Below are 26,998 nucleotides of genomic sequence, written 5' to 3'. Positions count from 1 at the left end.
GCCTTGAGTCGTGAAACTGACACTCCGTCCTCCGGGCCCAACGGGCGCGGAGGATCCGCATACCCCTCGGGCACGCCGCCGTACGGGACCCCCATGGCTTCCGACGACGGTACGGACGCGGCCCGTTCGGCCGCCCAGCCGGAGGAACGCAAGACCGAGACCACGCTGACGACCCGGATCCGGATCAACATCCCCGGTTCCCGGCCGATTCCCCCCGTGGTCGTCCGCACTCCCGTCGCCGACGTCGAGGGCGGTGCCGCGGGCGTGGCCGGTGTGCCCGGCCTGGGCGGCACGGGTGAGGAGACGGGCTCGCACGCGATGCCGGCGGGCGCCGCCATGTCCACCGGCACCGTCGAGCCGTCCGCCGCCGAGCAGGCGCCCGCGCCCGCCGCGGGGGAGAAGTCCAGCGACTGGTTCGCGCCGCGCAAGTCCGGCCCGGCCAAGGGCGGTCCGCGCGGCGGCGCCGCCAACGGCAACGGGACACCCGGCGGTTCGCCCGCCGCGGCGCCGAACACGCCCAACACGCCGAACGGCCCGGCGACCCAGGGCGGTGCGCGAGGCGGCGGCCGTCCCGGCGGTGTCGTCGGCTCCATGAGCGTGCCCGGCACGCCCCGGCCCGGCGCCACCAACGGCGCGGGGCTGCCCACGGGCGCGACCGGCGGCCCGGTGGCTCCCGGGCACGGCGGCGGCACCGGCTCCTTCGACGTGACCGAGGCGCTCGCCGCGGGTCCGCTCGGCGGCTCCCGGGGCGGCGCGAAGGGCGGCGGCGACGCCCGGCGTGACGACCTGCCCTACTTCTCCGACAACGGCGGCCAGAACGGCGCCCAGGGTGGTCCCGGCGCGCCCGGCGGCGGCCCGGCCGGTCCCGGCGGCCCCAGCGGCTTCAACGGGCCGGGCGGTGCCGGCGGCCCCGGCGGCCCGCAGGGCCCGGCCGGCCCCACCGGAGGTCCGGTCACCGGCGACGGCCCGTTCGTCCCGCCGGTCAACGGCGGCGAGCCGTTCGGCGGCCCCGGCGGCCAGGCCTTCAACGGCAGTGAGTCGTTCGGCGCCCCGAGCGGTCCCGGTGGCCCCGGCGGTCCCGGTGGCCCCCGTGCCCGTGCCGCGCAGGCCCGCCCCGGCGCACGCACCGCCCCGGGCGGCCCCGGCCTCCCCGGCGGCGGCCTGAGCGACGACACCGCGATCCTCACCCCGCAGAAGTTCGCCCCCGAACCGGGCATGCCCGGCTACGGCGCCCCGGCGGACAACGTCTCCGGACACACCGTCACCAGCGGCATCCCGGTCGTCCCGCCGGGCGCCAACTCCCGGTTCGCGCCGGGCGGGTCCCCCGACGGACCGCTGCCGCACACGCCCCCGAAGCTGCCCGAACCGGTCTCGCCGCCCCCCGCCGAGGCCAAGGGCAAGGGCAAGGCGAAGGCCAAGAAGAAGCGCGGCAAGCTGCCGCTGCTCGTCGGTGTCGTGGTGGTGGCCGGCGCCGGGGTCTACGGCGCCGGGCTGCTCATGAGCCACTCCGACGTGCCCAAGGGCACCACCGTGCTCGGCGTCGACATCGGCGGCGGCACCCGCGACGACGCCCTCAGGAAGCTCGACGGCGCGTTCGGCACGCGGGTGAACAAGCCGCTGAAGCTGTCCGTCGACGGCAAGACCGTCTCGCTGCCGCCGGACCAGGCGGGCCTGCAGTTCGACATGCAGAACACCGTCGAGGCGGCCGCCAAGAGCGACTACAACCCGGTCTCCGTGATCGGCTCCCTGTTCGGCCAGAAGCGGGTCGTCGCCCCCGTCATGCCGGTCGACGAGGAGAAGCTCCAGGCGGCCCTCAAGGGCCTCGGCGCCAGCTCCGGCACGGTCACCGAGGGCACGATCAAGTTCACCTCCGGCAAGGCCGTCGCGGTCTACGGCAAGGCCGGCAAGGGCATCGACGCGGCCGGCTCCACGAAGGCGGTCGAGCAGGCGTACGAGACGATGGTCGAGACCGGCACCGCCGCCGCGGTGAACGTGCCGACGACCACGGTGCAGCCGACGGTCTCCAACGCGGAGGTCGACCGCGAGATGAAGGCGTTCGCGCAGCCGGCGATGTCGGAACGGGTCACCATCCAGACCGACGCGACGCACAGCATCCAGTTCGGCTCGCTCTCCCTGCCGAAGATCCTCGGCTTCAAGGCCGTGGACGGAAAGCTGGTGGAGACCTACAACCTCAGCGCGCTCAAGGAGGCGTACGGCAGCACCTTCAACGGCGTCCTGATCACCCGGGGCACCGGACAGAAGACGGCCGTCACGCCACAGGACGTCGCCTCCGCACTGCGCAAGGCCCTGGTGGGCAAGACGGCGGCGCAGCGCATCGGAGTCATCGACACCAACCCGAGCTGACCCGTGGCGAAGGGGCGTCCGGTGTGCACCGGGCGCCCTTTCGCGTTTGTCAGGCGCTGTGCATGACATCTGTCATGCGGCTCTCCGGACGCCCGACACTGCCGTCGGTCGGGGGCTCGCCGTCAGCATGGAGGCATGACGACGACAGCGGCGACGACGGCCACCGGAACCCCGGTGGTGGTCGGGTTCGACCAAGTGAGCAAGACCTACGGGAACGTGCGGGCCGTCGACGGGCTCTCGCTGCGGCTGCACCCGGGGGAGACCGTGGCCCTGCTCGGGCCCAACGGCGCGGGCAAGTCGACCACGCTCGACCTGCTGCTCGGCCTCAAGCAGGCCGACGCCGGCACGGTGAGCGTGTTCGGGCTGAACCCGCGCGAGGCCATCGTCGCCGGACGCGTGGGCGCGATGCTCCAGAGCGGCGGCCTGATGGACGAGGTCACCGTCCGGGAACTGGTCAAGCTGGCCTGCGACCTGCACCCGAAGCCCTACAAGGTCACCGACGTGCTCGCCCGCGCGGGCATCTCGCAGATCGCCGACCGCAAGGTCAACAAGCTCTCCGGCGGCCAGTCCCAGCGCGTCCGCTTCGCCCTCGCCACCGCCGGTGACAGCGACCTGATCGTCCTGGACGAGCCCACCACCGGCATGGACGTCTCCGCCCGCCAGGCCTTCTGGGCCACCATGCGGGAACAGGCCGACCAGGGACGGACGGTGCTGTTCGCCACGCACTACCTGGAGGAGGCCGACGCCATCGCCGACCGGGTGCTGGTGCTGCACCGCGGCCGGCTGCTCGCCGACGGGACGGCCGCCGAGATCAAGGCGAAGGCCGGGGCGCGAAGGATCTCCTTCGACCTGGAGGGCGAGATCGACGAGGCGCCGCTGCGCGCGCTGCCCTTCCTGACGGCCGTGGACGTGTCCGGCCAGACGATCCGCATCCAGTCCTCCGACGCCGACGCCACCGTCCACGCGCTCTACGGCCTGGGCGTCTACCCCCGCAACCTCGAAGTCGCCGGGCTCGGCCTGGAGCAGGCGTTCGTCGCCATCACGGAGGCCGAAGAGGCCAAGGAGGCCCCGCAGTCATGAACGCCCTGATCAAGCTGGAGCTCGCCCGCGCCCTGCGCAACCGCAAGTTCCTGTTCTTCTCGGTGATCTACCCCTCGATCATCTTCCTGCTGGTCGCCAGCCAGGGCGGCACCGGCGAGACCGTCGACAACTCCGGCCTCTCCGTCGCCGCCTACGTCATGGTGTCCATGGCCTCCTTCGGCGCCCTCACCGCCGTGCTGATGGGCAACAGCGAGCGCATCGCCAAGGAGCGCGAGAGCGGCTGGGTACGGCAGCTGCGGCTGACCACCCTGCCCGGCCGCGGCTACGTCCTCGCCAAGACCGCCAGCGCCGCCGTGGTCAGCCTGCCGTCCATCGTGGTCGTCTTCCTGATCGCCGCGTCCGTGAAGCACGTACGCCTCGACGCCTGGCAGTGGTTGGCCCTCACCGGCGCGATCTGGGCCGGCAGCCTGGTCTTCGCCGCGCTCGGCGTGGCCATCGGCTATCTCGCCTCCGGGGACGCGGTCCGCCCGATCACGATGATCACCTACTTCGGCCTGTCGATCCTCGGCGGCCTGTGGTGGCCGTCCTCCTCCTTCCCGACCTGGCTCCAGGACATCGCGAAGTGGCTGCCCACGCACGCGTACGCTGCACTGGGACGGGCCATCGAGCAGAGCCAGGCCCCGAAAGCCCAGGACATCGCCATCCTCGTCGTCTTCTTCGCCCTCTTCGTCGGCGGCGCGGCCTGGCTGTACCGGAAGGACACGCTGAAGGCGTGAGCACGATGACGGAAGACCTGCGGCCCGACGAGGAAGCCCGCGCGGACCGGCTGGTGCGTATCGGCCAGCCGCCCCGCAGCCGGGGCGAGGCGATGCGCAAGCTGGTGTGGGTCCTGCCGTGGCTGGTCTTCCTGGCCTCCCCGGTGAGCGACCTGGCCGCCGGGCACCACACCCTGGGTGCCACGGTGGCCGGCTGGGCCGGCCTGGCGGCCTTCGTCACGATCTACCTGACCATCGTCTTCCGCCAGATGGGCCGGACGTTCCGCGGCGGGATCGTCAGCGCCGCGGTCGCCGTGCAGTGGGTACTCGCGGTCGTCCTCGCCTTCAGCCTCGGCGGCTCCTGGCTCGGCCTGTTCGTGTACGTCTCCGTGATGTGCGGGGTCACCTTCCCGCTCCGCGTCGCCTACTGGACGATCCCGGCCACCACCGCCGCGATGATGCTGGCCGGCTGGCACGCCCACGACCTGGACGAGGCCTGGGGCCTGTTCCTGGTGGTGCTCCTGGTCGGCTACTCCATGACCGGCATCCGACAACTCGTCGCCACCACCGTGGAGTTGCGCAAGGCCCGTGCCACTGTCGCCCAACTGGCCGCCAACGAGGAGCGGTTGCGCCTCGCCCGGGACCTGCACGACCTGCTGGGACATTCGCTCTCCCTGATCACCCTGAAGAGCGAGCTGGCCGGCCGGATGCTCCCCGACCACCCCGCCAAGGCGGCCCAGCAGGTCTCCGACATCGAACAGGTCAGCCGGCAGGCCCTGGTGGACGTCCGCGAGGCGGTCACCGGCTACCGGCGGCCCCGGCTCGCCGCCGAACTCGCGGGCGCCCAGGTCGCCCTGACCGCGGCCGCGGTCACCGCCGAGGTCCCCGCCGACCCCGACCTCACCGACGTACCCGAGGACGGCGAGGCCGCCCTCGCGTGGGCGTTGCGGGAGGCCGTCACCAACGTCGTCCGGCACAGTGGCGCGACCCGCTGCACGGTCGAACTGCTGCGCCGCCAGACCCTGGACGGCCCGGTCCTCGAACTCGCCGTCGAGGACGACGGTTCGGGCGGCTCCGGCAAGGGTCCGGGCAACGGCCTCACCGGGCTCACCGAGCGGCTGGAGAAGGCGGGCGGCACGCTGGAGGCGGGCCGTCTGAAGCACGGCTTCCAGCTGGTCGCCCGGGTCCCGCTGGCCGCCGGCGTGGCCGTAGGATCCGGTGCATGAGCAGCACGATCAAGGTCCTCCTCGCCGAGGACCAGTCGATGGTCCGTGAGGCACTGGCCGCCCTGCTGGGCCTGGAGGACGACATCGAGGTCGTGGCCCAGGTCGCCCGCGGCGACGAGGTGCTGCCGACGGCCCGGCAGCACGACATCGACGTCGCCCTGCTCGACATCGAGATGCCGGGCTGCACGGGCATCGAGGCGGCGGCCCGGCTCCACAAGGCGCTGCCGGCGGTGAAGCTGGTCGTCCTCACCACGTTCGGCCGCCCCGGCTACCTCCGCAGCGCGATGGAGGCGGGCGCCGACGCGTTCCTCGTCAAGGACGCCCCCGCCGCCCAGCTCGCCGAGGCGGTCCGCAAGGTCCTCGCCGGCGAACGGGTCATCGACCCCACGCTGGCGGCAGCGGCCCTCGCCGAGGGCGCCAACCCCCTGACCGACCGCGAGCGGGAGGTCCTGCGCGCGGCGGCCGACGGCTCGACCAACGCGGAACTGGCAGCCGCGCTGCACCTCTCCCAGGGGACGGTGCGGAACTACCTCTCGACGGCCATCCAGAAACTGGCGGTGCGCAACAGAGCGGAAGCGGTCCGGATCGCGCGGGAGAAGGGCTGGCTGTAGGCCGGTTCACGGGTCGCGGCCGACCGGACACCGGCGGCTCGGCGGCGGTCGGCGAGGGAGCGGTGCCGTGTCGGCGCCGGGCGGAGCGGCCTGCCAAGGGGCGCGGGGAACTGCGCGTCCAGCCCCCACGCGCCCGCACTCGCGCCCGCACTCGCGCCCGCACTCGCGCCCGCGCTCTCACTCGCGCCCGCGCCCGCACTCGCGCTCTCACTCGTGCCCGCGCCCGCGCCCGCACCCGCGAGCGCACCCGCCCTTACGGCGAAGGCGAACAGGCCCCCGATCCGGCTCAGTTGAGACGAGCCCGCGCCGCCCGCGCCTCCCCGCGCACCTTCTCCGCCGCCCCCTCGTCGACCACGTCGATCAACCCCGCGTACTCCTCCAACTCCTCCGCCCCGTCCACGAATTCGCCCCGCTCCACCAGCAACCGCGCCCGCTCGTACCGCAGTCGCGCCGGATGCGACGGCATCAGCAGCGAGAGGTCCACCCCCCACAGGCCCACCTCCGACCGCTCGGGACGGGCCGCGGCCCACGCCCGCACGTTGTTCAGGATCCGCCGTACGACATCCAGGGCGCCGGCCGGCTCCAGCATCCCCGGCTCCAGCGGCACCCCCGCCGCCCCCGCCACCAGCAGCTCCGCGTCCGTCCCGGTCAGCACCCGCCCGCCGTCGAACGGATCGGCCAGCACCTGCTCCTCGGCGGCCCCGAACCCCACCACGAAGTGCCCCGGCAGCGCGACCCCGTACACCGGCGCCCCGGCCCGCCGGGTGACCTCCAGCCACACCACGGACAGCAGGATCGGCAGCCCGCGCCGCCACCGCAGCACCTCGTGCAGCAGCGAGGACTCCAGCCGCTGGTAGTCGGGAGCGGTGCCCCGGAAACCGAACCGCTCGCCCAGCACCCGGTGCGCCGCCGTGGCCCAGGCGTGCGGCCCGCCCGGCCGGTACGGGAGCTGCCCGGCCAGCCGGTCCAGTTCCATCTGCGCCGCGTCGATCCCGGCCTCGTCCAGCGACCCGTCGGCCGCCGCGCCCAGCAGCAGACACAACGTCGCCAGATCGGGCTGCTCGGACCGCACCTCCTCGGCGAACCGCCGTCGTACCTCGGCGGCCCGTCCCGACGACGGCGGACGCGGCTGGGGATGCGGCTGACCGGAAGCCATAGCTCTCTCGTGCCCCTTCGGAATGATCGGTACCGTCTCGTCTCCGGGATTCAGGAGCCGTCCGCCTCCGGCGCCCGGTAGTGGTGGTACGTGTGATGCGCCGTGAAGCCCAGCCGCCCGTACAGCGCCCGCGCCCCCTCGTTGTCCGTCTCCACCTGGAGCCAGGCCGCCGACGCGCCCTCCGCCAGCGCCCGGCGCGCGAGCGCGGCCATGACCTCGGTGGCCAGCCCCCGCCGCCGTAGCCCCGGATCCACCTCCACGGCGGCGAACCCGGCCCAGCGTCCGTCCACCACCAGCCGCCCGATGGCCGCGGGGACGGCTCCGGAGGCCTCGCCGGGGTCGGCGGGCACGGTCGCGAACCACACGGACGGCCCTGCCCCGCTCTCGGCTTCGCCCGAGCGTTGGGACCCCCCTCCCAGCACCTTCGCCGCCACCTCGCTCACGCCCTTGCGCTGGTACCGCGCCAGCCAGTTCTCGCCGGCCTCCCGGGAGAGCAGCACACCGGCTCCCTCGGCCCGGTCCGCCACCGGCGCCAGCGCCCCGGTCCACAGCTCGGCGCTCACCTCGCGCACCCAGCCGCGCCGCTCCAGCTCCGCGCAGAGCAGCTCCTGGGTGCCCTCGGCGCCGGTCGCGGTCTGCACGTACGCGGGCAGCCCCCGCTCGCCGTACCACCGCCGTACCGCCGCCAGCGCCGCGTCCAGCGGCAGCCCGGGATCACCGAGCGGCAGCACGCTGTTGGCCCGCCGCGTGAACCCCGCGGCGGCCCGCAGCTCCCACTCGCCGAGCGGCTCGCTCTCCACCGGCCGCCAGCCGCGCGCGGCGACACGCGCGAGTTCCCGGTAGGTCGCCGCGGGTCCCCGGCGGCGGGCCGGAGCGGCCGGCACCACCTTCGCCGCCACCAGTGCGGACTCCGCCATCCGGACTGTCTCCCCGTCCCGCCGGGTGATCGTCAGCATGCCGTCGTCGTCCCATGATGTGAGAACACCCACCGTGTCGGTGAACTTCTCCGTGGTGACGCCATTTCCGGTCAAACGGCGCACAGAGACCCGTTTGCCCACGTCAGCAGCGGTGATACGGACCTCGAAGCGTCCTGTGGCAGAGATTTCCACTGGTCAGTTCACCCCTCCTGTTCGGATCATGCCCCGGAACGGAGATACTAGGGGCGGGCATCGACGACGCCGCGCTCCCGCGCGCCAGGCGGCGGAGCCTACGGAGGCCCGCCGGCGCCCAATCGAGGAGGAACGACAGCGTGACCTACGTCATCGCGCAGCCTTGTGTCGACGTGAAGGACAAGGCGTGCATCGAGGAGTGCCCGGTCGACTGCATCTACGAGGGCCAGCGGTCCTTGTACATCCACCCGGACGAATGCGTCGACTGTGGCGCCTGTGAGCCGGTCTGCCCGGTCGAGGCGATCTTCTACGAGGACGACACTCCGGAGGAGTGGAAGGACTACTACAAGGCCAACGTCGAGTTCTTCGACGACCTCGGCTCCCCGGGCGGCGCCAGCAAGCTGGGTCTCATCGAGCGCGACCACCCCTTCATCGCCGCGCTGCCCCCGCAGGCCGAGGCCGAGTAACACCCGCACCGGCGCGGCCCCGCCGCAAGACCGTGCCGCCTCGGTCCCGTACGGCCTGATCACGCCCGATCAGCGCCTGCGGGACCGAGGCGTTTGCCGTACCGGATGCACCGGACGTACCAGTCGTACCGGTCGTACCGAAGAAAGTGAGCAAGGAACCGTGTCCGCAGTCTCCGACCGTCTGCCCACCTTCCCCTGGGACAAGCTGGAACCGTACAAGAAGACGGCTGCGGCACACCCGGACGGCATCGTCGACCTGTCGGTCGGCACCCCGGTGGACCCGGTCCCCGACCTGATCCAGAAGGCCCTGATCGACGCGGCCGACTCGCCCGGCTACCCCACGGTCTGGGGCACCCCGGCGCTGCGCGACGCGATCACCGGCTGGCTCACCCGCCGCCTCGGCGCCCGCGACGTCACCCACCGCCATGTGCTGCCGATCGTCGGCTCCAAGGAACTCGTCGCCTGGCTCCCCACCCAGCTGGGTCTCGGCCCCGGCGACAGGGTGGCCCACCCGCGCCTCGCGTACCCCACCTACGAGGTCGGCGCCCGCCTCGCCCGCGCCGGGTACGAGGTCTACGACGACCCGCGCGACCTCGACCCGGCCGGCCTGAAGCTGCTCTGGCTCAACTCCCCGTCCAACCCGACGGGCAAGGTCCTGTCCCGGCAGGAGCTCACGGAGATCGTCGCCTGGGCCCGCGCGCACGGCGTGCTGCTCTTCTCCGACGAGTGCTACCTCGAACTGGGCTGGGAGGCCGACCCGGTCTCGGTCCTGCACCCGGACGTCAACGGCGGCTCGTACGACGGCATCGTCGCCGTCCACTCCCTCTCCAAGCGCTCCAACCTCGCCGGCTACCGCGCGGCCTTCCTGGCCGGTGACCCGGCGGTCCTCGGCCCCCTCCTGGAGATCCGCAAGCACGGCGGCATGATGACGTCGGCCCCGACCCAGGCGGCGGTGGTGGCGGCCCTGTCCGACGACACCCATGTCCACGAGCAGCGGGAGCGCTACGCCGCCCGCCGGGGCCTGCTGCGCGAGGCCCTCCTCGGCCACGGCTTCCGCATCGAACACAGCGAGGCGAGCCTCTACCTGTGGGCGACCAGGGGCGAGTCCTGCTGGCAGACGGTGTCCCACCTGGCGGACCTGGGCATCCTGGTGGCCCCCGGCGACTTCTACGGCGAGGCCGGCCAGAACTTCGTACGCGTCGCCCTGACGGCGACGGACGAACGCGTCCGGGCGGCGGTGCAGCGGCTTTCGTAGGGCCCCGCGAAGCGCCCCGCAAGGGGCGCGGGGAACTGCGCGACCAGCCCCCACCGGCCCGCAGCCGAAGCACAACGGAAGGGACCCGGGGAGAACCCCGGGTCCCTTCCGAGCGGCGGCTGGGCGACTCACCCCAGCGGCAGCCCCTTGACCGGCAGCCCACCCTTGGCGAGCCCCTCCGTCGGCAGCCCGCCCTTCGTCGCGGTGGACGCCGTGTCACCCAGCAGCCCACCGGCGGAGCCCGCCGCCTCGCCCGCGGTGCGCTGCACCGCCGGCGTCGCCTTCTTGACCGCCTTGCCGCCGGTGTGGCCGACCACCCCGGTGACGTTCTGCGCCGCACCCTCGGCGGTATGGCCGACGGTCGCCCCGTCCAGCGCGGTCAGACCGCCCAGGTTCGGGGTGGCCGGCAGAGTCGGGGCCGCGCCGGCGGAGCCGGCCGCACCGACCCCGGCAGCCGCTCCCGCTGCGACGAGCAGCGCGGCACGGGCGATCCGGCGGGTCAGAGGGAGGGACATGATGCTCCATTCGACGGGAGGGAACGTGATCGCCGTGACTACCGCTCGAAGCCCGCGAAGGTTGCGGAGACGCAAGGTAAAGAATTGATAACGCATCGCATTATCGGGTGTGGAGAAAAGCGGGCGAACGGTGCCCTGCCGAAGCTCCCGCAGAATCCTTACGGCCCGGTGCCCCCAAGGGATTTCCCGCATGCGCGAGCGGCCGTGCGAAAACCTGCGCACGGCACGGATGCGTCGCGCCCCGGCTGACCCGCCGGAGGGAACCTCCGAACTACTGCCCGGTCACGATCCGTACCGAGCCCGCGGACTTCTCCGCCCCGCCCGTGCTCTGCGTGCCGGACGCCGTCTCCCACTGGCTGTCCGTGCTCCCGGCGGCCCACTCCCGGCCCGCGTACGACACCCGCTGGATGTGCAGCGCCGACGAGTTGGCCACCGCCCAGTGCGCCAGCTGCCAGCCCCGCTCGCTCTCGGTGCGGCCCGACTTGTCCTTCTTCTTCCCCTCCGGCACCGGCACCGTCACGGTCCGCCCGTGTGCCGTGGCGGTCACGCTCGGCGTCGGTGCCGGCGAGCTCGCGGACGAGCCGCTCACCTCCGCGGCGGCCTCCTCGACCGCGTCCCGCCCGAAGTCCCGTACGAGCGCGGTCCGTACCGCGTCCGTACCGGTGCCCGTCACCGTCGTGGCCGCCTGCGTGCCCGTGCCCGCGGTGGTGGCGGCCGGACGCCCGTCGCAGGTCAGCGTGGCCGCCGCCTGCCCGGTCAGGGCCGCCGCGAGCAGTGTGGCGTCGGTCTCGTGCTTGGCGTACGCCTCCGGGTAGCCGCTGCGCTGCACGCGCTGCGCGGCCACCGTCAGCGGCAGGGTCTCGTAGTGCGGCACCTTGGCCAGGTGGGCGTAGAACATGCCCGCCGCGTACGCCGGGTCCAGGATCTGCTTCGGGGTGCCCCAGCCCTGCGAGGACCGCTGCTGGAACAGGCCCAGCGAGTCCCGGTCGCCGTGCTCGATGTTGAGCAGCCCCGACTCCTGGATCGCGGTGGCCAGGGCGATGGCCACCGCCCGCTCGGACATGCCGCGGCCGGTACCGACGGCGGCGATCGTCGCCGCGTTCACCGCCTGCTGGGGCGTGAACTCGTACGACTCGCCGTCGTCTCTGCCCGAGACGACCTTGCAGCCCTCGGCGCCACCGCCGCCGGTGACGTACTGGACGACGAGGTAGGCCGCGACGGCGCACAGGATGACCAAGCCCGACACGAAACGCAGGATGCGGCCGCGACGCTTGGGGCGGATGGGGGACGGCTCTGGCACGCGTACAACATACTGGAGAGTACGAGTCGATCACCCCCGGGTCCACAAGCCTGTGAACCCGACCGCGGGATGGCGCGCGCTAGGGTCGAGCGCATGGCCGACACCTCGATTGACCTCACGCTGGACGCCGCCGCGCTCACCGCGCGGCTCGTCGACCTCCCCTCCGAGAGCGGCACCGAGAAGCCGCTCGCGGACGCGATCGAGAGCGCGCTGCGCGCCCTGCCGCACCTGACGGTCGACCGGTACGGCAACAACGTGATCGCCCGGACCGACCTCGGCCGCCCCGAGCGCGTGATCCTGGCCGGCCACATCGACACCGTCCCCATCGCGGAGAACGTGCCCTCCCGCCTCGACGAGGACGGTGTGCTGTGGGGCTGCGGCACCTGTGACATGAAGTCGGGCGTCGCGGTGCAGCTGCGCATCGCGGCCACCGTCCCGGCCCCCAACCGCGACCTGACCTTCGTCTTCTACGACAACGAGGAGGTCGCCGCCGACCTCAACGGCCTCAAGCACATCGCCGAGGCCCGTCCCGAGTGGCTGGCGGGCGACTTCGCGGTCCTGCTGGAGCCGTCGAACGGCGAGGTCGAGGGCGGCTGCCAGGGCACCCTGCGGGTCCTGCTGAAGACCTCCGGGGAGCGGGCCCACTCGGCGCGCTCCTGGATGGGCGCCAACGCCGTCCACGCGGCCGCCCCGATCCTGGCCCGCCTCGCCGCCTACGAACCGCGCTACCCGGTCATCGACGGCCTGGAGTACCGCGAGGGCCTCAACGCGGTCGGCATCGCGGGCGGGGTGGCGGGCAACGTCATCCCCGACGCGTGCGTGGTCACCGTCAACTTCCGGTACGCCCCCGACCGTTCCGAGGCCGAGGCCGTCGCCCACGTGCGCGAGGTCTTCGCCGACTGCGGGGTCGAGGAGTTCGTGGTCGACGACCACAGTCCCGGCGCGCTGCCCGGCCTGTCCCACCCGGCCGCGGCCGCCTTCATCGAGGCGGTCGGCGGCACGCCGATGCCCAAGTACGGCTGGACCGACGTCTCCCGCTTCTCGTCCCTCGGGGTCCCCGCGGTGAACTACGGCCCCGGCAACCCGCACTTGGCGCACAAGCGGGACGAAAGGGTGGAAACCGCAAAGATCCTGGCGGGTGAGGAGCGGCTGCGCAGCTGGCTGACCGCCTGAGCCGCACGGCGGCGCTTCGCACCGGACATGCCGACGTCCCGCGCCTGTAACCCACGCGGATCTACGCTGGGGCGGATACACCTGCAAGCGGAGGGAGCGCACATATGGCTACCGGGAATCCCGAGGGGAAGAAGGTGCCGCCGGACGAGCAGCGCCTGGGACCGGTCCTCCGACGGCGCGGCCAGGTGACCGCGAGCACGACGGACCAGCGCCTCCTGGACGCGGGCGGCCCCTCCGACTGGGTCCACACCGACCCCTGGCGGGTGCTGCGCATCCAGTCGGAGTTCATCGAGGGCTTCGGCACGCTCGCCGAACTGCCGCCCGCGATCAGCGTGTTCGGCTCCGCACGGACGCCGGTCGACTCGGCCGAGTACGACGCCGGCGTGAAGCTGGGCCGCGGCCTGGTGGAGGCCGGCTGGGCGGTCATCACGGGCGGCGGGCCCGGCGCCATGGAGGCGGCGAACAAGGGCGCCCTCGAAGCGGGCGGGGTCTCGGTCGGCCTCGGCATCGAGCTCCCCTTCGAACAGGGCCTCAACCCGTACGTCGACATCGGCCTCAACTTCCGTTACTTCTTCGTGCGGAAGATGATGTTCGTCAAGTACGCACAGGGCTTCGTGGTCCTGCCCGGCGGCCTCGGCACCCTCGACGAACTCTTCGAGGCGCTCACCCTCGTCCAGACCCAGAAGGTCACCCGCTTCCCGATCGTCCTGTTCGGCAGCGCGTACTGGGGCGGCCTGGTCGACTGGCTGCACAACACGCTGGTCGCCCAGGGCAAGGCGGCCGAGAAGGACCTCCTGCTCTTCCACGTCACGGACGACGTGGAGGAGGCCGTGGGCCTGGTCTCGAAGGAAGCGGCCCGCTAGGACCGGCAGTTTCCCGCCCGCCCACCCAACTCGCTCTGCCGAGAGGCGGGGGTCGAGGGCTCCTGTGACCGCGCCCGCCCGACCGGGCCGGCCCATGCACTCCTCGACCCACCGAGCCGGTCCGCACACTTTCCGGCTCCCGTCCTGCCGATCCGATCCATGCACTTCTCGACTGACCGGGGCGGTCCGTGCGCCGTGCGCCTTTCGGCTGACCGAGTCGGGTGGTGGGTGGGCGAGGGAGTCGGGGGTCCGGGGGCGGAGCCCCCGGGGTGCTACGCCAGCCCCCGCCGGGCCACCGCCGGAGGCCGGTGCCCGGCGATCGACGCCACCATGTCCAGTACCTGCCGCGTCTCGGCGACCTCATGGACCCGGTACACCTGCGCCCCCAGCCAGGCCGACACCGCCGTCGTCGCCAGCGTCCCGATCACCCGTTCCTTCAGCGGCCGGTCCAGGGTCTCGCCCACGAAGTCCTTGTTGGACAGGGAGACCAGCACCGGCCACCCCGTCTCGACCATCTCCCCGAGCCGCCGCGTCGCCTCCAGGCTGTGCCGGGTGTTCTTGCCGAAGTCGTGCCCGGGATCGATCAGCACCGACTCCCGAGGCACCCCCAGCGCGACGGCCCGCTCGGCCAGCCCCAGGGTCACCCGCAGAATGTCGGCGACCACATCGTCGTACGTCACCCGGTGCGGCCGCGTCCGGGGCTCGGCCCCGCCCGCATGGGTGCACACCAGCCCCACCCGGTACCGCGCCGCGACCTCCGCCAGCCCCGGGTCGACCCCGCCCCACGCGTCGTTCAGCAGATCCGCCCCGGCCTCGCAGGCGGCCTCCCCGACTGTCGCCCGCCAGGTGTCCACGCTGATCACGACGTCCGGGAAACGCCTGCGCACCTCCGAGACGAACCCGAGGACGCGCCGCGCCTCCTCCTCGGCGGTGACCTCCTCGCCGGGCCCGGCCTTCACCCCGCCGATGTCGATGATCGCCGCTCCTTCGGCGACCGCCTGCTCCACGCGCGCGAGGGCGGGCTCGTCGCGGAACGTGGCTCCCTGGTCGTAGAAGGAGTCCGGCGTCCGGTTCACGATGGCCATGATCACCGGTTCGTCCGGCGCGAATTCCCGCCTGCCCAGCCTGAGCATCGCCTGTGACCTCTCGTAGTAATTCCCTCGGTAAGACCGCCTGCGACCCTAACTGTCGGACGCGCATGGCACGATCGGACGCAGACACATTCGACACCGAGCACACTGAGCACGACGAGTGCTGCTGCACCGAGCTTCATCGAGCCTGGGGGCCCACCGCGATGGTTATGTTCCTGTTCCTGGTCGTCGCGCTCGCGATCGTGGTCGCCGCGGTCACCCTCTCCGTGGTGAGCGGCGGCGAGAGCGGACCGCTGCCCGAGGTGGCGCCCGAGCGGCTCCAGGACCCGCTGCCCCCGGACCGCCCGGTGAACCGCGCGGACGTGGAGAGCCTCCGCTTCCCGCAGGTCCCGCGCGGCTACCGCATGGCGGACGTCGACGACGCGCTCAGCCGCCTCGGCGCCGAGCTCGCGGAGCGCGACGCCCGCATCACCGACCTGGAGTCCGCGCTGGCCGGCGCCCAGGCCGCGCCGCACGCCCCGCACACCGCGCCGGCCAGGCCCGAGCCGGAGGACCGGCCGTGACCGAGACGCCCGACGTCGTCGAGGGGGCGGCGCTGGCCGGGCCGGACGGCCGGCTGCGCTGCCCCTGGGCGCTGTCCACCGAGGACTACGTGTCGTACCACGACGAGGAGTGGGGCCGCCCGGTCCACGGCGACGACGCCCTCTACGAGCGTCTGACCCTGGAGGCCTTCCAGTCCGGCCTCTCCTGGATCACGATCCTGCGCCGCCGCACCGGCTTCCGGGCCGCCTTCGCCGGCTTCCGTATCGAGAAGGTGGCCGCGTTCACGGACGAGGACCGTGAACGCCTGCTGGCCGACCCCGGCATCATCCGCAACAGGGCGAAGATCGACGCCACGACGGCCAACGCGCGGGTCCTCGCGGACTGGGCCCCGGGCGAGCTGGACCAGCTGATCTGGTCGTACGCCCCGGAGCCGGGCACGTATCCGGTCCCGAAGACCCTCGCCGACGTCCCGCCGGTGACAGCGGAGTCGACGGCCCTGTCCAAGGCCCTGAAGAAGCGCGGTCTGCGCTTCGTCGGCCCCACGACGGCATACGCCCTGATGCAGGCCTGCGGTCTGGTGAACGACCACTTGGAAACATGCGTGTCGAGAAGCGCCCTCTAGGGGCGCGGGGAACTGCGCGACCGGCCACAACGCACCCGCAGTTCCCCGCGGCGCGTCACCGCCCCAGGTACTTCGGCTTCTCCTTGTTCACGAAAGCCTGCACGGCGATCCCGTGATCCTCGGAGGCCCCGGCCCGAGCCTGCAGCTCGTCCTCCTTGTCCAGCGTCTCGTCGAGGGAGTGCGTGAGCCCGTAGGCCACCGCCTCCTTCAGCGCCGCATAGGCAACCGTCGGCCCGTCGGCCAGCACCCGGGCCACCTTCTCGGCCTCGGCCCGCAGCTCCGCCGCCGGCACGACCTTGTTGGCGATGCCCCACTCGTACGCGTCCTGCGCACTGATGCTCCGCGGGAAGAGCAGCAGGTCAGCGGCGCGCCCGGGTCCCACCACCCGAGGCAGCGTCCAGGAGACGCCCGAGTCCGCGGTCAGCGCCACCCCCGCGAACGACGTGTTGAAAGCGGCCGTGTCGGCGACCACCCGGTAGTCCGCGGCGAGCGCGAACCCGAGACCGGCGCCGGCCGCCACCCCGTTCACGGCGGCGACAACCGGCTTCGGCGCCGACACCAGCGCCCGCACGATCGGGTTGTAGTGCTCCCGGACCGTCGTCATCGTCTGCCCCGCCCCGGTCTCCCGGTCGGACGCGAGCAGCGTGATGTGCTCCTTGAGGTCCTGGCCCACGCAGAACGCCCGGTCCCCGGCGGCGGTCAGCAGGATCGCCCGGACGGCGGTGTCCGCCGCCGCTTCCTGCGTGACCTCCCGAAGGGCCACCTTCGTCGCGATGTTCAGCGCGTTCATCGCCTCGGGGCGGTTCAGCGTGATCGTCGCGAGCCCGTCGCTCACCTCGTAGCGCACGGTGTCGGTCATGGTGCGTCCCCTCCGTCGTCTCTGCCCTCGCGGCTGACGTACCGCTCAGTACGTAGCTGTCCGAAGGACAGCATGGCGGAGATCGCCGTCGGGCGACCGGACCCGGCGTGTGACCTGCGTCAAAGAAATCCGGAGCCGACTCGGTCGGCGTAAGCACGCGCGGTGGCGAAGTATCGCAGCCACATCGCCGAATTGAGTGGTTTTGCTCGCGTGCGTTGCCCAAGCGATGCCGACTGATGTTGGTCATCGGGTCCTGAGATGCGGGATAATGGCCTGGAAGCAATGTGTTCGATGCCGGTGTCGCGTGTCCCCGTGAGGATCACGCGTGCCCTCCAGGGCCGTCGGTAGACGATGAGCTGTTTTCAGGAAGGGGAACGAGCATGGCGGCCATGAAGCCGCGGACGGGTGATGGCCCGCTCGAGGTGACCAAGGAGGGGCGGGGCATCGTCATGCGCGTTCCGCTCGAAGGCGGCGGTCGGCTCGTCGTCGAGCTGACCCCTGACGAGGCCGCGGCGCTTGCCGACGCCCTCAAGAACGTCGTCGGCTGAGGCGTCAGCGACCATACCCTTTCGGCGGCCCCGGCACCCTGAGCGGTGCCGGGGCGCTGCCGTCTCCCGGACACCTCTCCACGAGGGCGCGGCTCCTGCCCGCGAGGGCCCGGCCCCGGCCCGCGACAGCTAGCGCTTGACCGCGCACAGCAGCCCGTCGCCCACCGGCAGCAGCGAGGGCACCAGCTCCGGGCTCTCCCGGACCGTGCGCAGCAGTTCGCGCAGCCGCAGCACCTCGGTCGGCTGCGGCCCCGAGTCGACGGTGCGGCCGTTGGCGAAGACGCCCTCGAAGACCACCAGGCCACCGGGGCGCAGCAGGCGCAACGATTCAGCGAGATAGTCGGAGTACTCCTGCCGGTCACCGTCGCAGAAGACCAGGTCGTAGCCGGCGTCGGCGAGACGGGGCAGCACGTCGAGGGCGCGGCCGGGGATGAAGCGGGCCCGGTTGCTGGCGAAGCCGCAGGCGCGGAAGGCCTGCCGGGCGAACTGCTGGTGATCCGGCTCGGGATCCACGGTGGTCAGCACGCCGTCCGGGCGCATGCCGTGCAGCAGATACATCCCGGAGACCCCGCACCCGGTGCCGATCTCGGCGACCGCCTTGGCGTCCACGGAGGCGGCGAGCATGCGCAGCGCGGCGCCCGCGCCGGGCGACACCGAGCGCAGCCCTGCCTCGCGGGCCCGGTCGCGGGCCCAGCGCAGTGCTTCGTCCTCGGCGACAAAGGCGTCGGCGAACGCCCAGCTCGTCTGCCGGTTGCCGGTAATGACCCTCTCCTGTCCCCGCGGTTGCCTGGGCGTGACTGTATCCGTTGGCACCGGGAACCCGCAGATGGGACCGGGCGTTTAGAGGGGTGTGGGACGACACGGGGGGACACGAATGGATCACGATGACGAGACGGCGGTCGGTCACCTGCTGTTGCGGCCGCGTGAGCAGTATCAGCAGAGATCAAATTCTCGTAAAACCGCTTATCCGGTGCTAACGGGCGAGGTGGTTATGGTAGGGGCTCCACTGGACACCACCAGAGCCGACAGGGGAGGTGCGGCCGCGCCTGAGGACCGGGGAGGAGTGCTACGGCGCTTTCTCGGATCGGCAGGCAGGCCGAAATCCGTGAACGACACCGTTGCTGACCCGAGCCACGCCGACGTCCTCGCCACGGGCGAGGACCGGACCGCGACCTTCTCCACCGACGTGGACGGGCAGGCATGGACTCCGCCCACGTGGGAGGAGATCGTCAGCACGCACAGCGGCCGCGTCTACCGCCTGGCCTACCGTCTCACCGGTAACCAGCACGATGCCGAGGACCTCACCCAGGAGGTCTTCGTCCGCGTCTTCCGTTCCCTGTCGACCTACTCCCCGGGCACCTTCGAGGGCTGGCTGCACCGCATCACCACCAACCTGTTCCTCGACATGGTCCGCCGCAAGCAGCGCATCCGCTTCGACGCCCTCGGCGACGACGCGGCCGAGCGCCTGCCCAGCCGCGAGCCCACCCCCTCGCAGGCCTTCAACGACGCGCACTTCGACGCCGACGTCCAGCAGGCCCTGGACACCCTGGCGCCCGAGTTCCGCGCCGCCGTGGTGCTCTGCGACATCGAGGGACTGTCGTACGAGGAGATCGCCGCGACCCTCGGCGTCAAGCTCGGCACCGTCCGCTCCCGTATCCACCGCGGCCGCTCCCAGCTGCGCAAGGCCCTCGCGCACCGCTCCCCGGAGGCCCGCAAGGCCGAGCGCCGTTCCTTCGTGCCCCGTGTTCCCGCACTGGGAGGAGGGGGCGCGACCGCGTGAGTGGATCACGACCGAAACCGGCCGAGCGACAGCTGGCCGAGCAGCACCTGGGAGACCGGCTCTCCGCTCTGGTGGACGGAGAGCTCGGTCACGAGACGCGTGAGCGCGTCCTGGCCCACCTGGCGACCTGCGCCCGGTGCAAGGCCGAGGCGGAGGCGCAGCGCGCGCTGAAGAGCGTCTTCGCGGCGGCCGCCCCGCCCCCGCCCTCGGAAAGCTTCCTGGCCCGTCTCCAGGGGCTGCCCGCGGGTGGTGACCCGGACGGCGGTGGCTCGCCGTTCGCCGGGGGAGACCCCTCGGGACACGGATCCGACAGCGGGGTCTTCGGCGTGAGCCGGGACGACCGCTTCGAGTTCGGCTACGTCCCCGCCCGCCCGCACGACCCGGCCGCGGTCGCCGGCCGCGGCTTCCGCATCCACCCCGTCGGCCGTCCGGACACCGACCGCTCCGCCTCCCGCAGCATGCGGTTCGCGTTCGTCGCCGCCGGCGCGGTCTCGCTGGCCGCCGTCGCCCTCGGCGGGGTCACCGCAGGCCTGCCCGGCGCCCCGGCCGCCGACGCCCGCAGCGGTACCGGCGGCGGCAGCGTCGCCCCGGCCGGCACGGCGGGCTCGGGCACGACCGGAGCCGCCGACACCCAGCGTCGCCGTCTGCTCAGCCCGCTGCTGTCGTCCGGGGCGCTGTTCGGCGGCGCCCCTGCCGTGCCCACCTCGGTGTCCGCGCCGCTGCTGCCGGGAGTGCCCTCCCCGGCCGCCGGACAGCAGATGCTGCGCGAACTGACCGCACCGGTGATGGCCGGCGCGGCCGCGGTCTCCCCCTTGATACGGCCGCTGAGCACCAACCCACCGTTCGCCCTCACCTCGTGGACCACCGCCCCCGAGGTGACCGGCCCCGGCCTGCTCGCCGCACCCGTCCCCGACGCGACCTCCGCGCCCTCCTCCCCGTCCCCGTCCCGCTCCTCCCGCGCACCCCGCTGACCGGGCCCCGTCGGCCGGGCGCTGCCCACCTGCTGAACGACCCTGCGCGGCGCCTCGCGAACCTGGTTGAATCCTGTGAGCCAGCCATGCCCGTGACACCGCTCCGGGCAGGGAGCCGACCTTCCGCGAGCCCGCCCGTGCACGGGCCGCGGCGAGCCCGCGAGGAGACCATGGACGAGGGGATACCGACGTCACCCGACGCCCGGCGGCGGTCGCGGAGCCGGCGCACGCTCGTCGCGGGGGCTCTGGCGCTCACCGTGGTCTCCGGTGCGGCCGGCGCGCTGCTCGGCGGCTATCTGGAGCGCACCGGCGGCGTGGAGACCGTACAGCTGGCCCAGCCGGGCCCGCCGCCCGGTCCGCCGCCCGGCGACGTCGCCGGGACCGCGGCACGGGCGCTGCCCAGCGTCGTCACCCTCCAGGTCACCGGCACCGGCGAAGAGATCACCGGCACCGGCCTCGTCCTCGACACCCGCGGGCGCATCCTGACCGACAGCCGCGTCGTCGCCCCCGCGGTCTCCGCGGGCGGCCGGATCACCGTGACGTTCAACAGCGGAGCCACCGCCCGGGCGACCGTCGTCGGCCGGGACACCGGATACGACCTCGCCGTCGTCCAGGTGCACGGCGTGCAGGGCCTCACCCCGCTGCCGCTCGGCCCTTCGGACAGGAACTGACAGAAACCTCACAGCTGGGACCCCACTCGTGCCCCGACTAGGCAAACAACCCGGAAAACCGGTCGTACACACGCAGTCGGACACCGCGGGCAGTACCGGTCGGACAGGTCCGCCGGGTACCGTGGACCCGGCCCGGACCACGGAACACCCGCAACAGCGACCGGAGGGCCGAGGACCGAGGACATCGCAAGGAGCTTCAGGTGTTCAATGACATAGGACCACTAGAGCTGGTGACGATCGTCGTCCTCGCCGTGCTCGTCTTCGGTCCGGACAAGCTCCCGAAGGTCATCCAGGACGTCATGCGGACCATCCGCAAGATCCGGGAGTTCTCGGAGAGCGCCAAAGAGGACATCCGGCAGGAACTCGGCCCGGAGTTCAAGGACTTCGAGCTGGAGGACCTCAACCCCAAGACCTTCATCCGCAAGCACCTGGACAGCGACGAGCTGGGGCTGAAGGAGATCCGCAACGGCTTCGACCTGAAGAAGGAGATGGCCGAGGTCACGGACGCGGTGAACAGCCGTGAGTCCGACTCCTCGACCTCGTCCTCCGGGAGCGGTTCCGCGGGGAGCGGCCGGATCGACATGAGCAAGAAGCCGGAGGACCCGGGCAAGGAGGACCGTCCGCCCTTCGACGCGGACGCCACCTGAGTCGGGATCGCCGACCCGCGCATGAGCGGCGCACGTGACGCGTTTCATACCGCGTGTGCGCCGCTCATACGTCTTTTACAGCCCGAACCCGCCGCCCGTGCGACCCACGCACCGGGCGGTTTCGCTGCTGTTCGCGGCGGTGTCGATATGCTGCCGAGTTGTTGTGCGGACCGGACGAGTGCGCCCGAAGGGGGGCGGGCCGCCCCGGACCGACTGGAACTAGGAGGCGTCCGGGCAGATGGAGACGACAAGTCGGGTGGACGGACAGGCGCCGGTCGTGGCGGGCGAACAGCAGCTCCTCGCTGCCCGCCGCACGGTCGACGGATACCTGGAGGCGCCCTTCCCCTGGTACGGCCTCGACGAGGCGTTCACGGGGCCGCGCTGGCTGATGCAGGTGGGTTCGGCGGCCGACGGTGCGGTGGAGCACGGGTCGATCGGGCACGGCGACGAGCCGTCGGTGCGCAACGAGCATCTCGCCTCGGCGGTCGGTGAGCCGCGGGAGAAGTTCGCGGTGGTCGTGACCGTCGCGGCGAGTCCGTCCCGGCGGAGCGCCGACGGGACGGGGCTGCTGGAGGCCACGTCGGTGTCGTCCGCCGCGTGGCTGGCCGGGGTCGGGCTGCTGTCCTTCACCTGGCCGGGGCAGATGGACCACAGCCTGCGGGACGACTGGCTGGAGCAGCAGACCGAGACGGCGTGGGAGCTGGCCGACGAGCTGGCCGGGCCGGAGTGGTCGACGCTGTCGCTGCCGGTGGACGGGGTGTCGACGCCGTTCCACTACCGGGAGTCGGAGTTCGGGTGGGTGCTCGCGGGGTCGACCGAGGAGGGGGTGCACCTCGGTGCGTACGGCCGGGGGATGTCGGCCTACGGGCTGGGGTTCGCGATGATCAAGGACATCGCCGCGTACGCGTGACAGGAAAAAGGGGCGCCGGTGGTTTTGGCGCCCCTTCGCCGTAGGGGTTGCGGTTGGGGCGCGGCTGCGGGTGCTTCGTGGCTTGTCGCGCGGTTCCCCGCGCCCCTTTCGGTGCGCTGTGGATCCCCTCTAGAACTTGTTGCGCGGCGTGATGCCCAACGACATTCCCGAGAGGCCCCGCTGCCTGCCGCCCAGCTTGCCGGCGATGCCGCGCAGGGCCGCGCCCGCCGGGCTGTCCGGGTCGGTCAGGACGATCGGCTTGCCCTCGTCGCCGCCCTCGCGCAGGCGGACGTCGATGGGGATGGAGCCGAGGACGGGGACCGTCGCACCCGTCGTACGGGTCAGGCCGTCCGCGACCGTCTGGCCGCCGCCGGTGCCGAAGACGTCGACCATCTCGCCGCAGTGCGGGCAGGGCAGCCCGGACATGTTCTCGACCACGCCCACGATCTTCTGGTGGGTCTGGACCGCGATGGAACCCGCCCGTTCGGCGACCTCGGCCGCCGCCTGCTGGGGCGTCGTCACGACCAGGATCTCGGCGTTCGGGACCAGCTGGGCGACCGAGATCGCGATGTCACCGGTGCCCGGCGGAAGGTCCATGAGCAGGACGTCCAGGTCGCCCCAGTAGACGTCCGAGAGGAACTGCTGGAGGGCGCGGTGCAGCATCGGGCCGCGCCAGACGACCGGGGTGTTGCCCGGGGTGAACATGCCGATGGAGATGACCTTCACGCCGTTCGCCGACGGCGGCATGATCATGTTCTCGACCTGGGTGGGGAGGCCGTCCGCGCCGAGCATGCGCGGGACGGAGTGGCCGTAGATGTCCGCGTCGACCACGCCCACCTTGAGGCCGTCGGCGGCCATCGCGGCGGCGAGGTTCACCGTCACCGACGACTTGCCGACGCCGCCCTTGCCCGAGGCGACGGCGTAGACGCGGGTGAGGCTGCCGGGCTTGGCGAACGGCACCTCCCGCTCGGTCTGGCCGCCGCGCAGCGTGGAGGCCAGCTCCTTGCGCTGCTCGTCGCTCATCACGTCCAGGGTGACGTCGACGCGGGTGACACCCTCGACCCGGGAGACCGCATCGGTGACCCGCTGGGTGATCGTGTCCCGCATGGGGCAGCCGGAGACGGTCAGGTACACGGTGACCGCGACCGCCCCGTCCGCACCGATCTCCACCGATTTGACCATCCCGAGCTCGGTGATGGGCCGGTTGATCTCGGGGTCGTTCACCGTCGCCAGTGCCTCGCGCACCGCGTCTTCGCTAGCCATACAGACGATGGTACGGCGAGGCACAGGCCCCCTATAACGCCCCTCAGCGGTCGTCTACGTCACGCCGGGCCGACCGTTCTGCCGGGAATACGACCTGACCGTCCCGCCGCTCGTCCGTCATCTCCCTGAGCAGGTCCTGGAGCTCGGAGCGGATCCAGTCCCGGGTCGCCACCTCGCCCAGGCCCATGCGCAGGGCGGCGATCTCCCGGGTCAGGTACTCGGTGTCGGCGATGGACCGCTCGTTCTGCTTGCGGTCCTGTTCGAGGTTGACCCGGTCACGGTCGTCCTGCCTGTTCTGGGCGAGCAGGATCAGCGGGGCCGCGTAGGAGGCCTGGAGGGACAGGGCCAGGGTCAGGAAGATGAACGGGTACTCGTCGAAGCGGAACCTGCCGGGTACCGCGATGTTCCAGATCACCCAGAGGATGATCACGAACGTCATCCAGACGATGAACCGTCCGGTGCCCAGGAAGCGGGCGATGCGCTCGGACAGCCGTCCGAAGGCCTCCGGGTCCCACTCGGGCACGATCCGCCGCCGGGGCGGGCGCGGCTGGTCCAGCCGGGTGCTCCGGGACCGGGTGGCCGCGGTGGCGCCCGACGGCGTCCGCTCACGGCCGCTCTCACGTTCAGGCGCCATGGGTCCCCGCCCCCTTCTTCTCCGCCTGCTCCTCGTCGTCCAGGTGGAACTCGGTCTCCCGCCAGTCCTCCGGCAGCATGTGGTCGAGCACGTCGTCCACGGTCACCGCGCCGAGGAGCGATCCCGCCTCGTCCACCACGGGCGCCGCGACCATGTCGTAGGTCGCGAAGAACCCGGCGATGACCGGGAGCGTGGCGTCCGGGTCGAGGGGCTGCAGATCGTCGTCGGCGACCAGCGAACTGACCAGGGTGTACGGGGGATCGCGGAGCAGCCGCTGGAAGTGGACGGTGCCCAGGTACTTGCCGGTCGGGGTCTCGTCGGGCGGCCGGCAGACGTAGACCTGGGCGGCGAGGGCCGGGGAGAGGTCGGCGTTGCGGACCCGGGCGAGGGCGTCGGCGACGGTGGCGTCGGGACGCAGGACGATCGGCTCGGTGGTCATCAGACCGCCCGCCGTGTGTTCCTCGTACGACATCAGGCGCCGCATCTCGGCCGCGTCCGCCGGCTGCATCAGGCTCAGCAGCCGTTCCTTGTCCTGTTCGGGGAGTTCGGCGAGCAGGTCGGCCGCGTCGTCCGGGTCCATCGCCTCCAGGATGTCCGCCGCCCGCTCCTCCTTCAGCTTGCCGAGGATCTCGATCTGGTCGTCCTCGGGGAGTTCCTCCAGCACGTCGGCCAGGCGGTCGTCGTCGAGGGCCGCGGCCACCTCGGCGCGGCGCTTGGGGGAGAGGTGGTGCAGCACGTTGGCGAGGTCGGCGGGGCGCAGCTGCTCGAAGGTGGCGAGCAGGCTCTCGGCACCCTGGCCGTGCTCCTCCAGGGAGAACCCGGTGACCTGGGACCACTCGACGGTGAGCGTCTCGCCCCTGGTCCGTCGGAAGGTGCCGGTGCGGCCCTTGCGGACGAAGACCCGGTCGACCTCCCAGTCCCGGCGGGCCGGCAGCTGCTGCACGGCCAGGTCCAGGACGGTGACCTCCTCGTCGGTCTCGACCAGCTGGACCCGGCGGTCGAGGAGTTCGCCGAAGACCAGGCGCTCGGTGGGGCGCTGCTCGAAACGCCGGACGTTGACCACGCCGGTGGTGATGACCTGGCCGGACTCGATGCCGGTCACCCGGGTCATGGGCAGGAAGATCCGGCGCCGGGTGGACAGTTCGACGACCAGGCCGAGCAGCCGCGGGGGTTTGCGGCCGACGCGCAGCATGACGACGAGGTCCCGGACGCGGCCCACCTGGTCGCCGTTGGGATCGAAGACGGGGACACCGGCGAGGTGCGAGACGAAGATGCGGGGAGCGCCGGCTGCCATGGGGTTGCTTCCTTTGCCTGCCGAAGTGCTGCTTGCGTGGTTCTCGGTCCCTTTTGCCCGCTCGGTGGGCTTCAGGCTAGCCCGTACCGATCGGATACGCCCTGGTGAGCGGTCCGGACGGACCGGCTCCGCCGGGCGGCCGGGGCACCGGTACGCTGCGGTACGCCGTGCCGGACCCGTCAGAAAGGTGGCTCTGTCCGTGACCTTGATCGCGCCGGGCCGTACTCGCCGCGCCGCACTGGTCACCACCGTGTGCGCACTGGCCGTTCTCACCGGATGCAGTGAGGATCCGGACGCCGGCACGAACGGGGTGGGCAAGCTCTCGCCGGCCGAGATCCAGTCGAGGACGCGGACGGCGGCGTCGTCCGTGGCGACCGTGCGGATGGAGGGGACCGTGGTCACGAGCGGGCGTACGTACCAGCTGGACATGCGCCTGAACAAGGACGGCGGGACCGGGTCGGTGACGTCGAAGGGCTCGACGTTCCAGCTCGTCCGGGTCGGCGGCACGCTGTATCTGCAGGCCGACGCGGGGTTCTGGAACCACGCCGACGGCAGTGACACGAGCGCCGCGACCACGCTCGACGGCAAGTACGTCAAGGTGCCGCGGACGGACCCCGCGTACAAGAAGTTCAGCGGCTTCACGGACAAGGACCTCCTTCTGTCGGGCCTGCTGACCCTGCACGGCACGCTCTCGGCGGACGGGCACCACGAGCAGTCGGGCACCCGCACGATCCGCATCACCGGCGACGACGGCTCGGGCGGCACCCTCGACGTCTCCCTCGAAGGCAAGCCGTACCCCCTCCGCCTGGAACGCGGCGGCGGCGCCGGCACCCTCACGTTCTCCGACTGGGGCAAGGGCTTCTCGGTCGCCGAACCGGAGAAGAACGAGACGGTGGACTACGGGAAGCAGCTGCCGACGTCGTAGGAGTCGGCGGGGTGGGGTCGTGACGCCTTCGGCGAGTTCGGCACCCCCGACGAGCGCCGCGACGGCCTAACACCGTTGTTCGGCCGATTCGGAGGCCCGGCGGGTCTTGGAGGCCCGGTCGGTCCAGAGGTCCGGCGGGTCCGGAGGTCCGGCGGGTCCGGAGGTCCAGTGGGTAGCCTGCGAGGCCACCGGCCCACAGGCGCGCACCGACCCGATCGGTCTGTCGGTTCCGGCGAGCCCGCAGATCCGATGGATCGATCCACCGATCCCGCGGGGCTTGTCGGTCTCACGGATCCGTCGGACCTCCGGCAGCGGGCTCAGCGAACCGGCCGTTCGGGAAGCCGACCGGTGATCCCCGATTCCGCCGCAACGGTGATCCGCCATGACGGTCCTGCCCGGCGGTGC

General features: G+C 72.3%; 28 protein-coding genes. 18 read left to right on the top strand and 10 right to left on the bottom strand.

What is annotated here, in order from left to right; translation table 11 throughout:
* Window positions 1–3 precede the first annotated feature (3 nt).
* The 5 genes from IEZ11_RS38665 (at window position 4) to IEZ11_RS38645 (ending at window position 5,997) form a co-directional block, all read left to right on the top strand.
* Window positions 4–2,364 (top strand): peptidoglycan binding domain-containing protein, encoded by a 2,361-nt coding sequence (locus IEZ11_RS38665; RefSeq protein WP_189267693.1) that lies wholly within the window; start codon window positions 4–6, stop codon window positions 2,362–2,364.
* Between the two features lie 135 nt (window positions 2,365–2,499).
* Entirely contained in the window at window positions 2,500–3,444 is a 945-nt protein-coding gene (locus tag IEZ11_RS38660; protein WP_189267692.1) for an ABC transporter ATP-binding protein, read from the top strand.
* On the top strand, window positions 3,441–4,181 hold the full coding sequence (locus IEZ11_RS38655; protein WP_189267691.1) for an ABC transporter permease: 741 nt from the start codon (window positions 3,441–3,443) through the stop codon (window positions 4,179–4,181). Before IEZ11_RS38660 ends, IEZ11_RS38655 begins: the two co-directional genes overlap by 4 nt.
* Window positions 4,182–4,186: 5 nt before the next feature.
* Window positions 4,187–5,386: a sensor histidine kinase gene (locus IEZ11_RS38650; RefSeq protein WP_189267755.1), complete on the top strand. Its 1,200-nt coding sequence runs from the start codon at window positions 4,187–4,189 to the stop codon at window positions 5,384–5,386.
* On the top strand, window positions 5,383–5,997 hold the full coding sequence (locus IEZ11_RS38645) for a response regulator transcription factor (protein WP_189267690.1): 615 nt from the start codon (window positions 5,383–5,385) through the stop codon (window positions 5,995–5,997). Before IEZ11_RS38650 ends, IEZ11_RS38645 begins: the two co-directional genes overlap by 4 nt.
* A gap of 286 nt (window positions 5,998–6,283) precedes the next feature.
* On the opposite strand, the gene IEZ11_RS38640 is transcribed toward IEZ11_RS38645, so the two are convergent.
* Window positions 6,284–7,153, bottom strand: a complete 870-nt coding sequence (locus IEZ11_RS38640) for a transglutaminase-like and tetratricopeptide repeat-containing protein (protein WP_189267689.1) — start codon at window positions 7,151–7,153, stop codon at window positions 6,284–6,286.
* A 50-nt stretch (window positions 7,154–7,203) separates the two neighbouring features.
* Window positions 7,204–8,262 carry a GNAT family N-acetyltransferase gene (locus tag IEZ11_RS38635; RefSeq protein WP_189267688.1) on the bottom strand — a complete coding sequence of 353 codons (1,059 nt, stop codon included), beginning with the start codon at window positions 8,260–8,262 and terminating at the stop codon, window positions 7,204–7,206.
* A 140-nt stretch (window positions 8,263–8,402) separates the two neighbouring features.
* On the opposite strand from IEZ11_RS38635, the gene fdxA reads away from it, so the two are divergent.
* A complete protein-coding gene (gene fdxA, locus IEZ11_RS38630; protein ID WP_046730523.1) occupies window positions 8,403–8,729 on the top strand; it encodes a ferredoxin in 327 nt (108 codons plus the stop codon).
* 160 nt (window positions 8,730–8,889) lie between these two features.
* Window positions 8,890–9,984, top strand: coding sequence for a bifunctional succinyldiaminopimelate transaminase/glutamate-prephenate aminotransferase (locus tag IEZ11_RS38625; RefSeq protein ID WP_189267687.1), 1,095 nt, complete (start codon window positions 8,890–8,892; stop codon window positions 9,982–9,984).
* 128 nt (window positions 9,985–10,112) lie between these two features.
* Here IEZ11_RS38625 and IEZ11_RS38620 read toward each other — a convergent pair whose 3' ends face one another.
* Both IEZ11_RS38620 and IEZ11_RS38615 read right to left on the bottom strand, forming a co-directional pair.
* On the bottom strand, window positions 10,113–10,499 hold the full coding sequence (locus tag IEZ11_RS38620) for an ATP-binding protein (RefSeq protein WP_189267686.1): 387 nt from the start codon (window positions 10,497–10,499) through the stop codon (window positions 10,113–10,115).
* Window positions 10,500–10,770: 271 nt separating this feature from the next.
* Window positions 10,771–11,799 carry a heavy metal transporter gene (locus IEZ11_RS38615; protein ID WP_189267685.1) on the bottom strand — a complete coding sequence of 343 codons (1,029 nt, stop codon included), beginning with the start codon at window positions 11,797–11,799 and terminating at the stop codon, window positions 10,771–10,773.
* Between the two features lie 93 nt (window positions 11,800–11,892).
* Between IEZ11_RS38615 and dapE the strand changes: the two genes are divergently transcribed.
* Both dapE and IEZ11_RS38605 read left to right on the top strand, forming a co-directional pair.
* Window positions 11,893–12,972 carry a succinyl-diaminopimelate desuccinylase gene (gene dapE / locus IEZ11_RS38610; protein ID WP_189267684.1) on the top strand — a complete coding sequence of 360 codons (1,080 nt, stop codon included), beginning with the start codon at window positions 11,893–11,895 and terminating at the stop codon, window positions 12,970–12,972.
* A 104-nt stretch (window positions 12,973–13,076) separates the two neighbouring features.
* Window positions 13,077–13,835, top strand: a complete 759-nt coding sequence (locus IEZ11_RS38605; RefSeq protein ID WP_189267683.1) for an LOG family protein — start codon at window positions 13,077–13,079, stop codon at window positions 13,833–13,835.
* Window positions 13,836–14,107: 272 nt separating this feature from the next.
* On the opposite strand, the gene folP is transcribed toward IEZ11_RS38605, so the two are convergent.
* A complete protein-coding gene (gene folP, locus IEZ11_RS38600; RefSeq protein WP_189267682.1) occupies window positions 14,108–14,968 on the bottom strand; it encodes a dihydropteroate synthase in 861 nt (286 codons plus the stop codon).
* A 161-nt stretch (window positions 14,969–15,129) separates the two neighbouring features.
* Between folP and IEZ11_RS38595 the strand changes: the two genes are divergently transcribed.
* Together IEZ11_RS38595 and IEZ11_RS38590 are read left to right on the top strand one after the other, a co-directional pair.
* A complete protein-coding gene (locus IEZ11_RS38595; RefSeq protein ID WP_189267681.1) occupies window positions 15,130–15,489 on the top strand; it encodes a DivIVA domain-containing protein in 360 nt (119 codons plus the stop codon).
* Window positions 15,486–16,091: a DNA-3-methyladenine glycosylase I gene (locus IEZ11_RS38590; protein WP_189267680.1), complete on the top strand. Its 606-nt coding sequence runs from the start codon at window positions 15,486–15,488 to the stop codon at window positions 16,089–16,091. The genes IEZ11_RS38595 and IEZ11_RS38590 overlap by 4 nt, the downstream gene beginning before the upstream one ends.
* A 55-nt stretch (window positions 16,092–16,146) precedes the next feature.
* On the opposite strand, the gene chcB is transcribed toward IEZ11_RS38590, so the two are convergent.
* Window positions 16,147–16,950 (bottom strand): 2-cyclohexenylcarbonyl CoA isomerase, encoded by an 804-nt coding sequence (gene chcB, locus IEZ11_RS38585; protein ID WP_189267679.1) that lies wholly within the window; start codon window positions 16,948–16,950, stop codon window positions 16,147–16,149.
* A 380-nt stretch (window positions 16,951–17,330) separates the two neighbouring features.
* Between chcB and IEZ11_RS38580 the strand changes: the two genes are divergently transcribed.
* On the top strand, window positions 17,331–17,498 hold the full coding sequence (locus IEZ11_RS38580; protein WP_069751535.1) for a DUF3117 domain-containing protein: 168 nt from the start codon (window positions 17,331–17,333) through the stop codon (window positions 17,496–17,498).
* 129 nt (window positions 17,499–17,627) lie between these two features.
* Here the strand turns inward: IEZ11_RS38580 and IEZ11_RS38575 are convergent, their stop codons facing one another.
* Window positions 17,628–18,311: an O-methyltransferase gene (locus IEZ11_RS38575; RefSeq protein ID WP_308426577.1), complete on the bottom strand. Its 684-nt coding sequence runs from the start codon at window positions 18,309–18,311 to the stop codon at window positions 17,628–17,630.
* 250 nt (window positions 18,312–18,561) lie between these two features.
* On the opposite strand from IEZ11_RS38575, the gene sigE reads away from it, so the two are divergent.
* The 5 genes from sigE to IEZ11_RS38550 all read left to right on the top strand — a co-directional run bounded on the left by sigE (window position 18,562) and on the right by IEZ11_RS38550 (window position 22,477).
* On the top strand, window positions 18,562–19,278 hold the full coding sequence (sigE, locus tag IEZ11_RS38570; protein WP_189267678.1) for an RNA polymerase sigma factor SigE: 717 nt from the start codon (window positions 18,562–18,564) through the stop codon (window positions 19,276–19,278).
* Window positions 19,275–20,249, top strand: a complete 975-nt coding sequence (locus IEZ11_RS38565; protein ID WP_189267677.1) for a zf-HC2 domain-containing protein — start codon at window positions 19,275–19,277, stop codon at window positions 20,247–20,249. Before sigE ends, IEZ11_RS38565 begins: the two co-directional genes overlap by 4 nt.
* A 170-nt stretch (window positions 20,250–20,419) precedes the next feature.
* Window positions 20,420–20,920, top strand: a complete 501-nt coding sequence (locus IEZ11_RS38560; RefSeq protein ID WP_308426576.1) for a trypsin-like peptidase domain-containing protein — start codon at window positions 20,420–20,422, stop codon at window positions 20,918–20,920.
* Window positions 20,921–21,120: 200 nt separating this feature from the next.
* A complete protein-coding gene (locus tag IEZ11_RS38555) occupies window positions 21,121–21,567 on the top strand; it encodes a sec-independent translocase (protein ID WP_189267675.1) in 447 nt (148 codons plus the stop codon).
* 238 nt (window positions 21,568–21,805) lie between these two features.
* On the top strand, window positions 21,806–22,477 hold the full coding sequence (locus IEZ11_RS38550; RefSeq protein ID WP_189267674.1) for a hypothetical protein: 672 nt from the start codon (window positions 21,806–21,808) through the stop codon (window positions 22,475–22,477).
* A gap of 129 nt (window positions 22,478–22,606) precedes the next feature.
* Here the strand turns inward: IEZ11_RS38550 and IEZ11_RS38545 are convergent, their stop codons facing one another.
* The 3 genes from IEZ11_RS38545 to IEZ11_RS38535 are packed head-to-tail and all read right to left on the bottom strand — an operon-like array spanning window position 22,607 to window position 25,668.
* On the bottom strand, window positions 22,607–23,740 hold the full coding sequence (locus IEZ11_RS38545) for an Mrp/NBP35 family ATP-binding protein (RefSeq protein ID WP_189267673.1): 1,134 nt from the start codon (window positions 23,738–23,740) through the stop codon (window positions 22,607–22,609).
* A gap of 43 nt (window positions 23,741–23,783) precedes the next feature.
* Window positions 23,784–24,374, bottom strand: a complete 591-nt coding sequence (locus IEZ11_RS38540; protein WP_189267672.1) for a DUF1003 domain-containing protein — start codon at window positions 24,372–24,374, stop codon at window positions 23,784–23,786.
* Window positions 24,364–25,668, bottom strand: a complete 1,305-nt coding sequence (locus IEZ11_RS38535; RefSeq protein WP_189267671.1) for a magnesium transporter MgtE N-terminal domain-containing protein — start codon at window positions 25,666–25,668, stop codon at window positions 24,364–24,366. The genes IEZ11_RS38540 and IEZ11_RS38535 overlap by 11 nt, the downstream gene beginning before the upstream one ends.
* Before the next feature lie 199 nt (window positions 25,669–25,867).
* Here IEZ11_RS38535 and IEZ11_RS38530 point away from each other — a divergent pair, with 199 nt between their 5' ends.
* Window positions 25,868–26,593 carry a hypothetical protein gene (locus IEZ11_RS38530; RefSeq protein WP_189267670.1) on the top strand — a complete coding sequence of 242 codons (726 nt, stop codon included), beginning with the start codon at window positions 25,868–25,870 and terminating at the stop codon, window positions 26,591–26,593.
* Window positions 26,594–26,998: the final 405 nt, after the last annotated feature.

This window comes from Streptomyces fuscichromogenes, from assembly GCF_014645815.1.
Classification (GTDB): Bacteria; Actinomycetota; Actinomycetes; order Streptomycetales; family Streptomycetaceae; genus Streptomyces; species Streptomyces fuscichromogenes.
The sequence above is the reverse complement of the archived record's forward strand: the minus strand, read 5'-3'. Positions and strand labels throughout refer to the sequence as shown.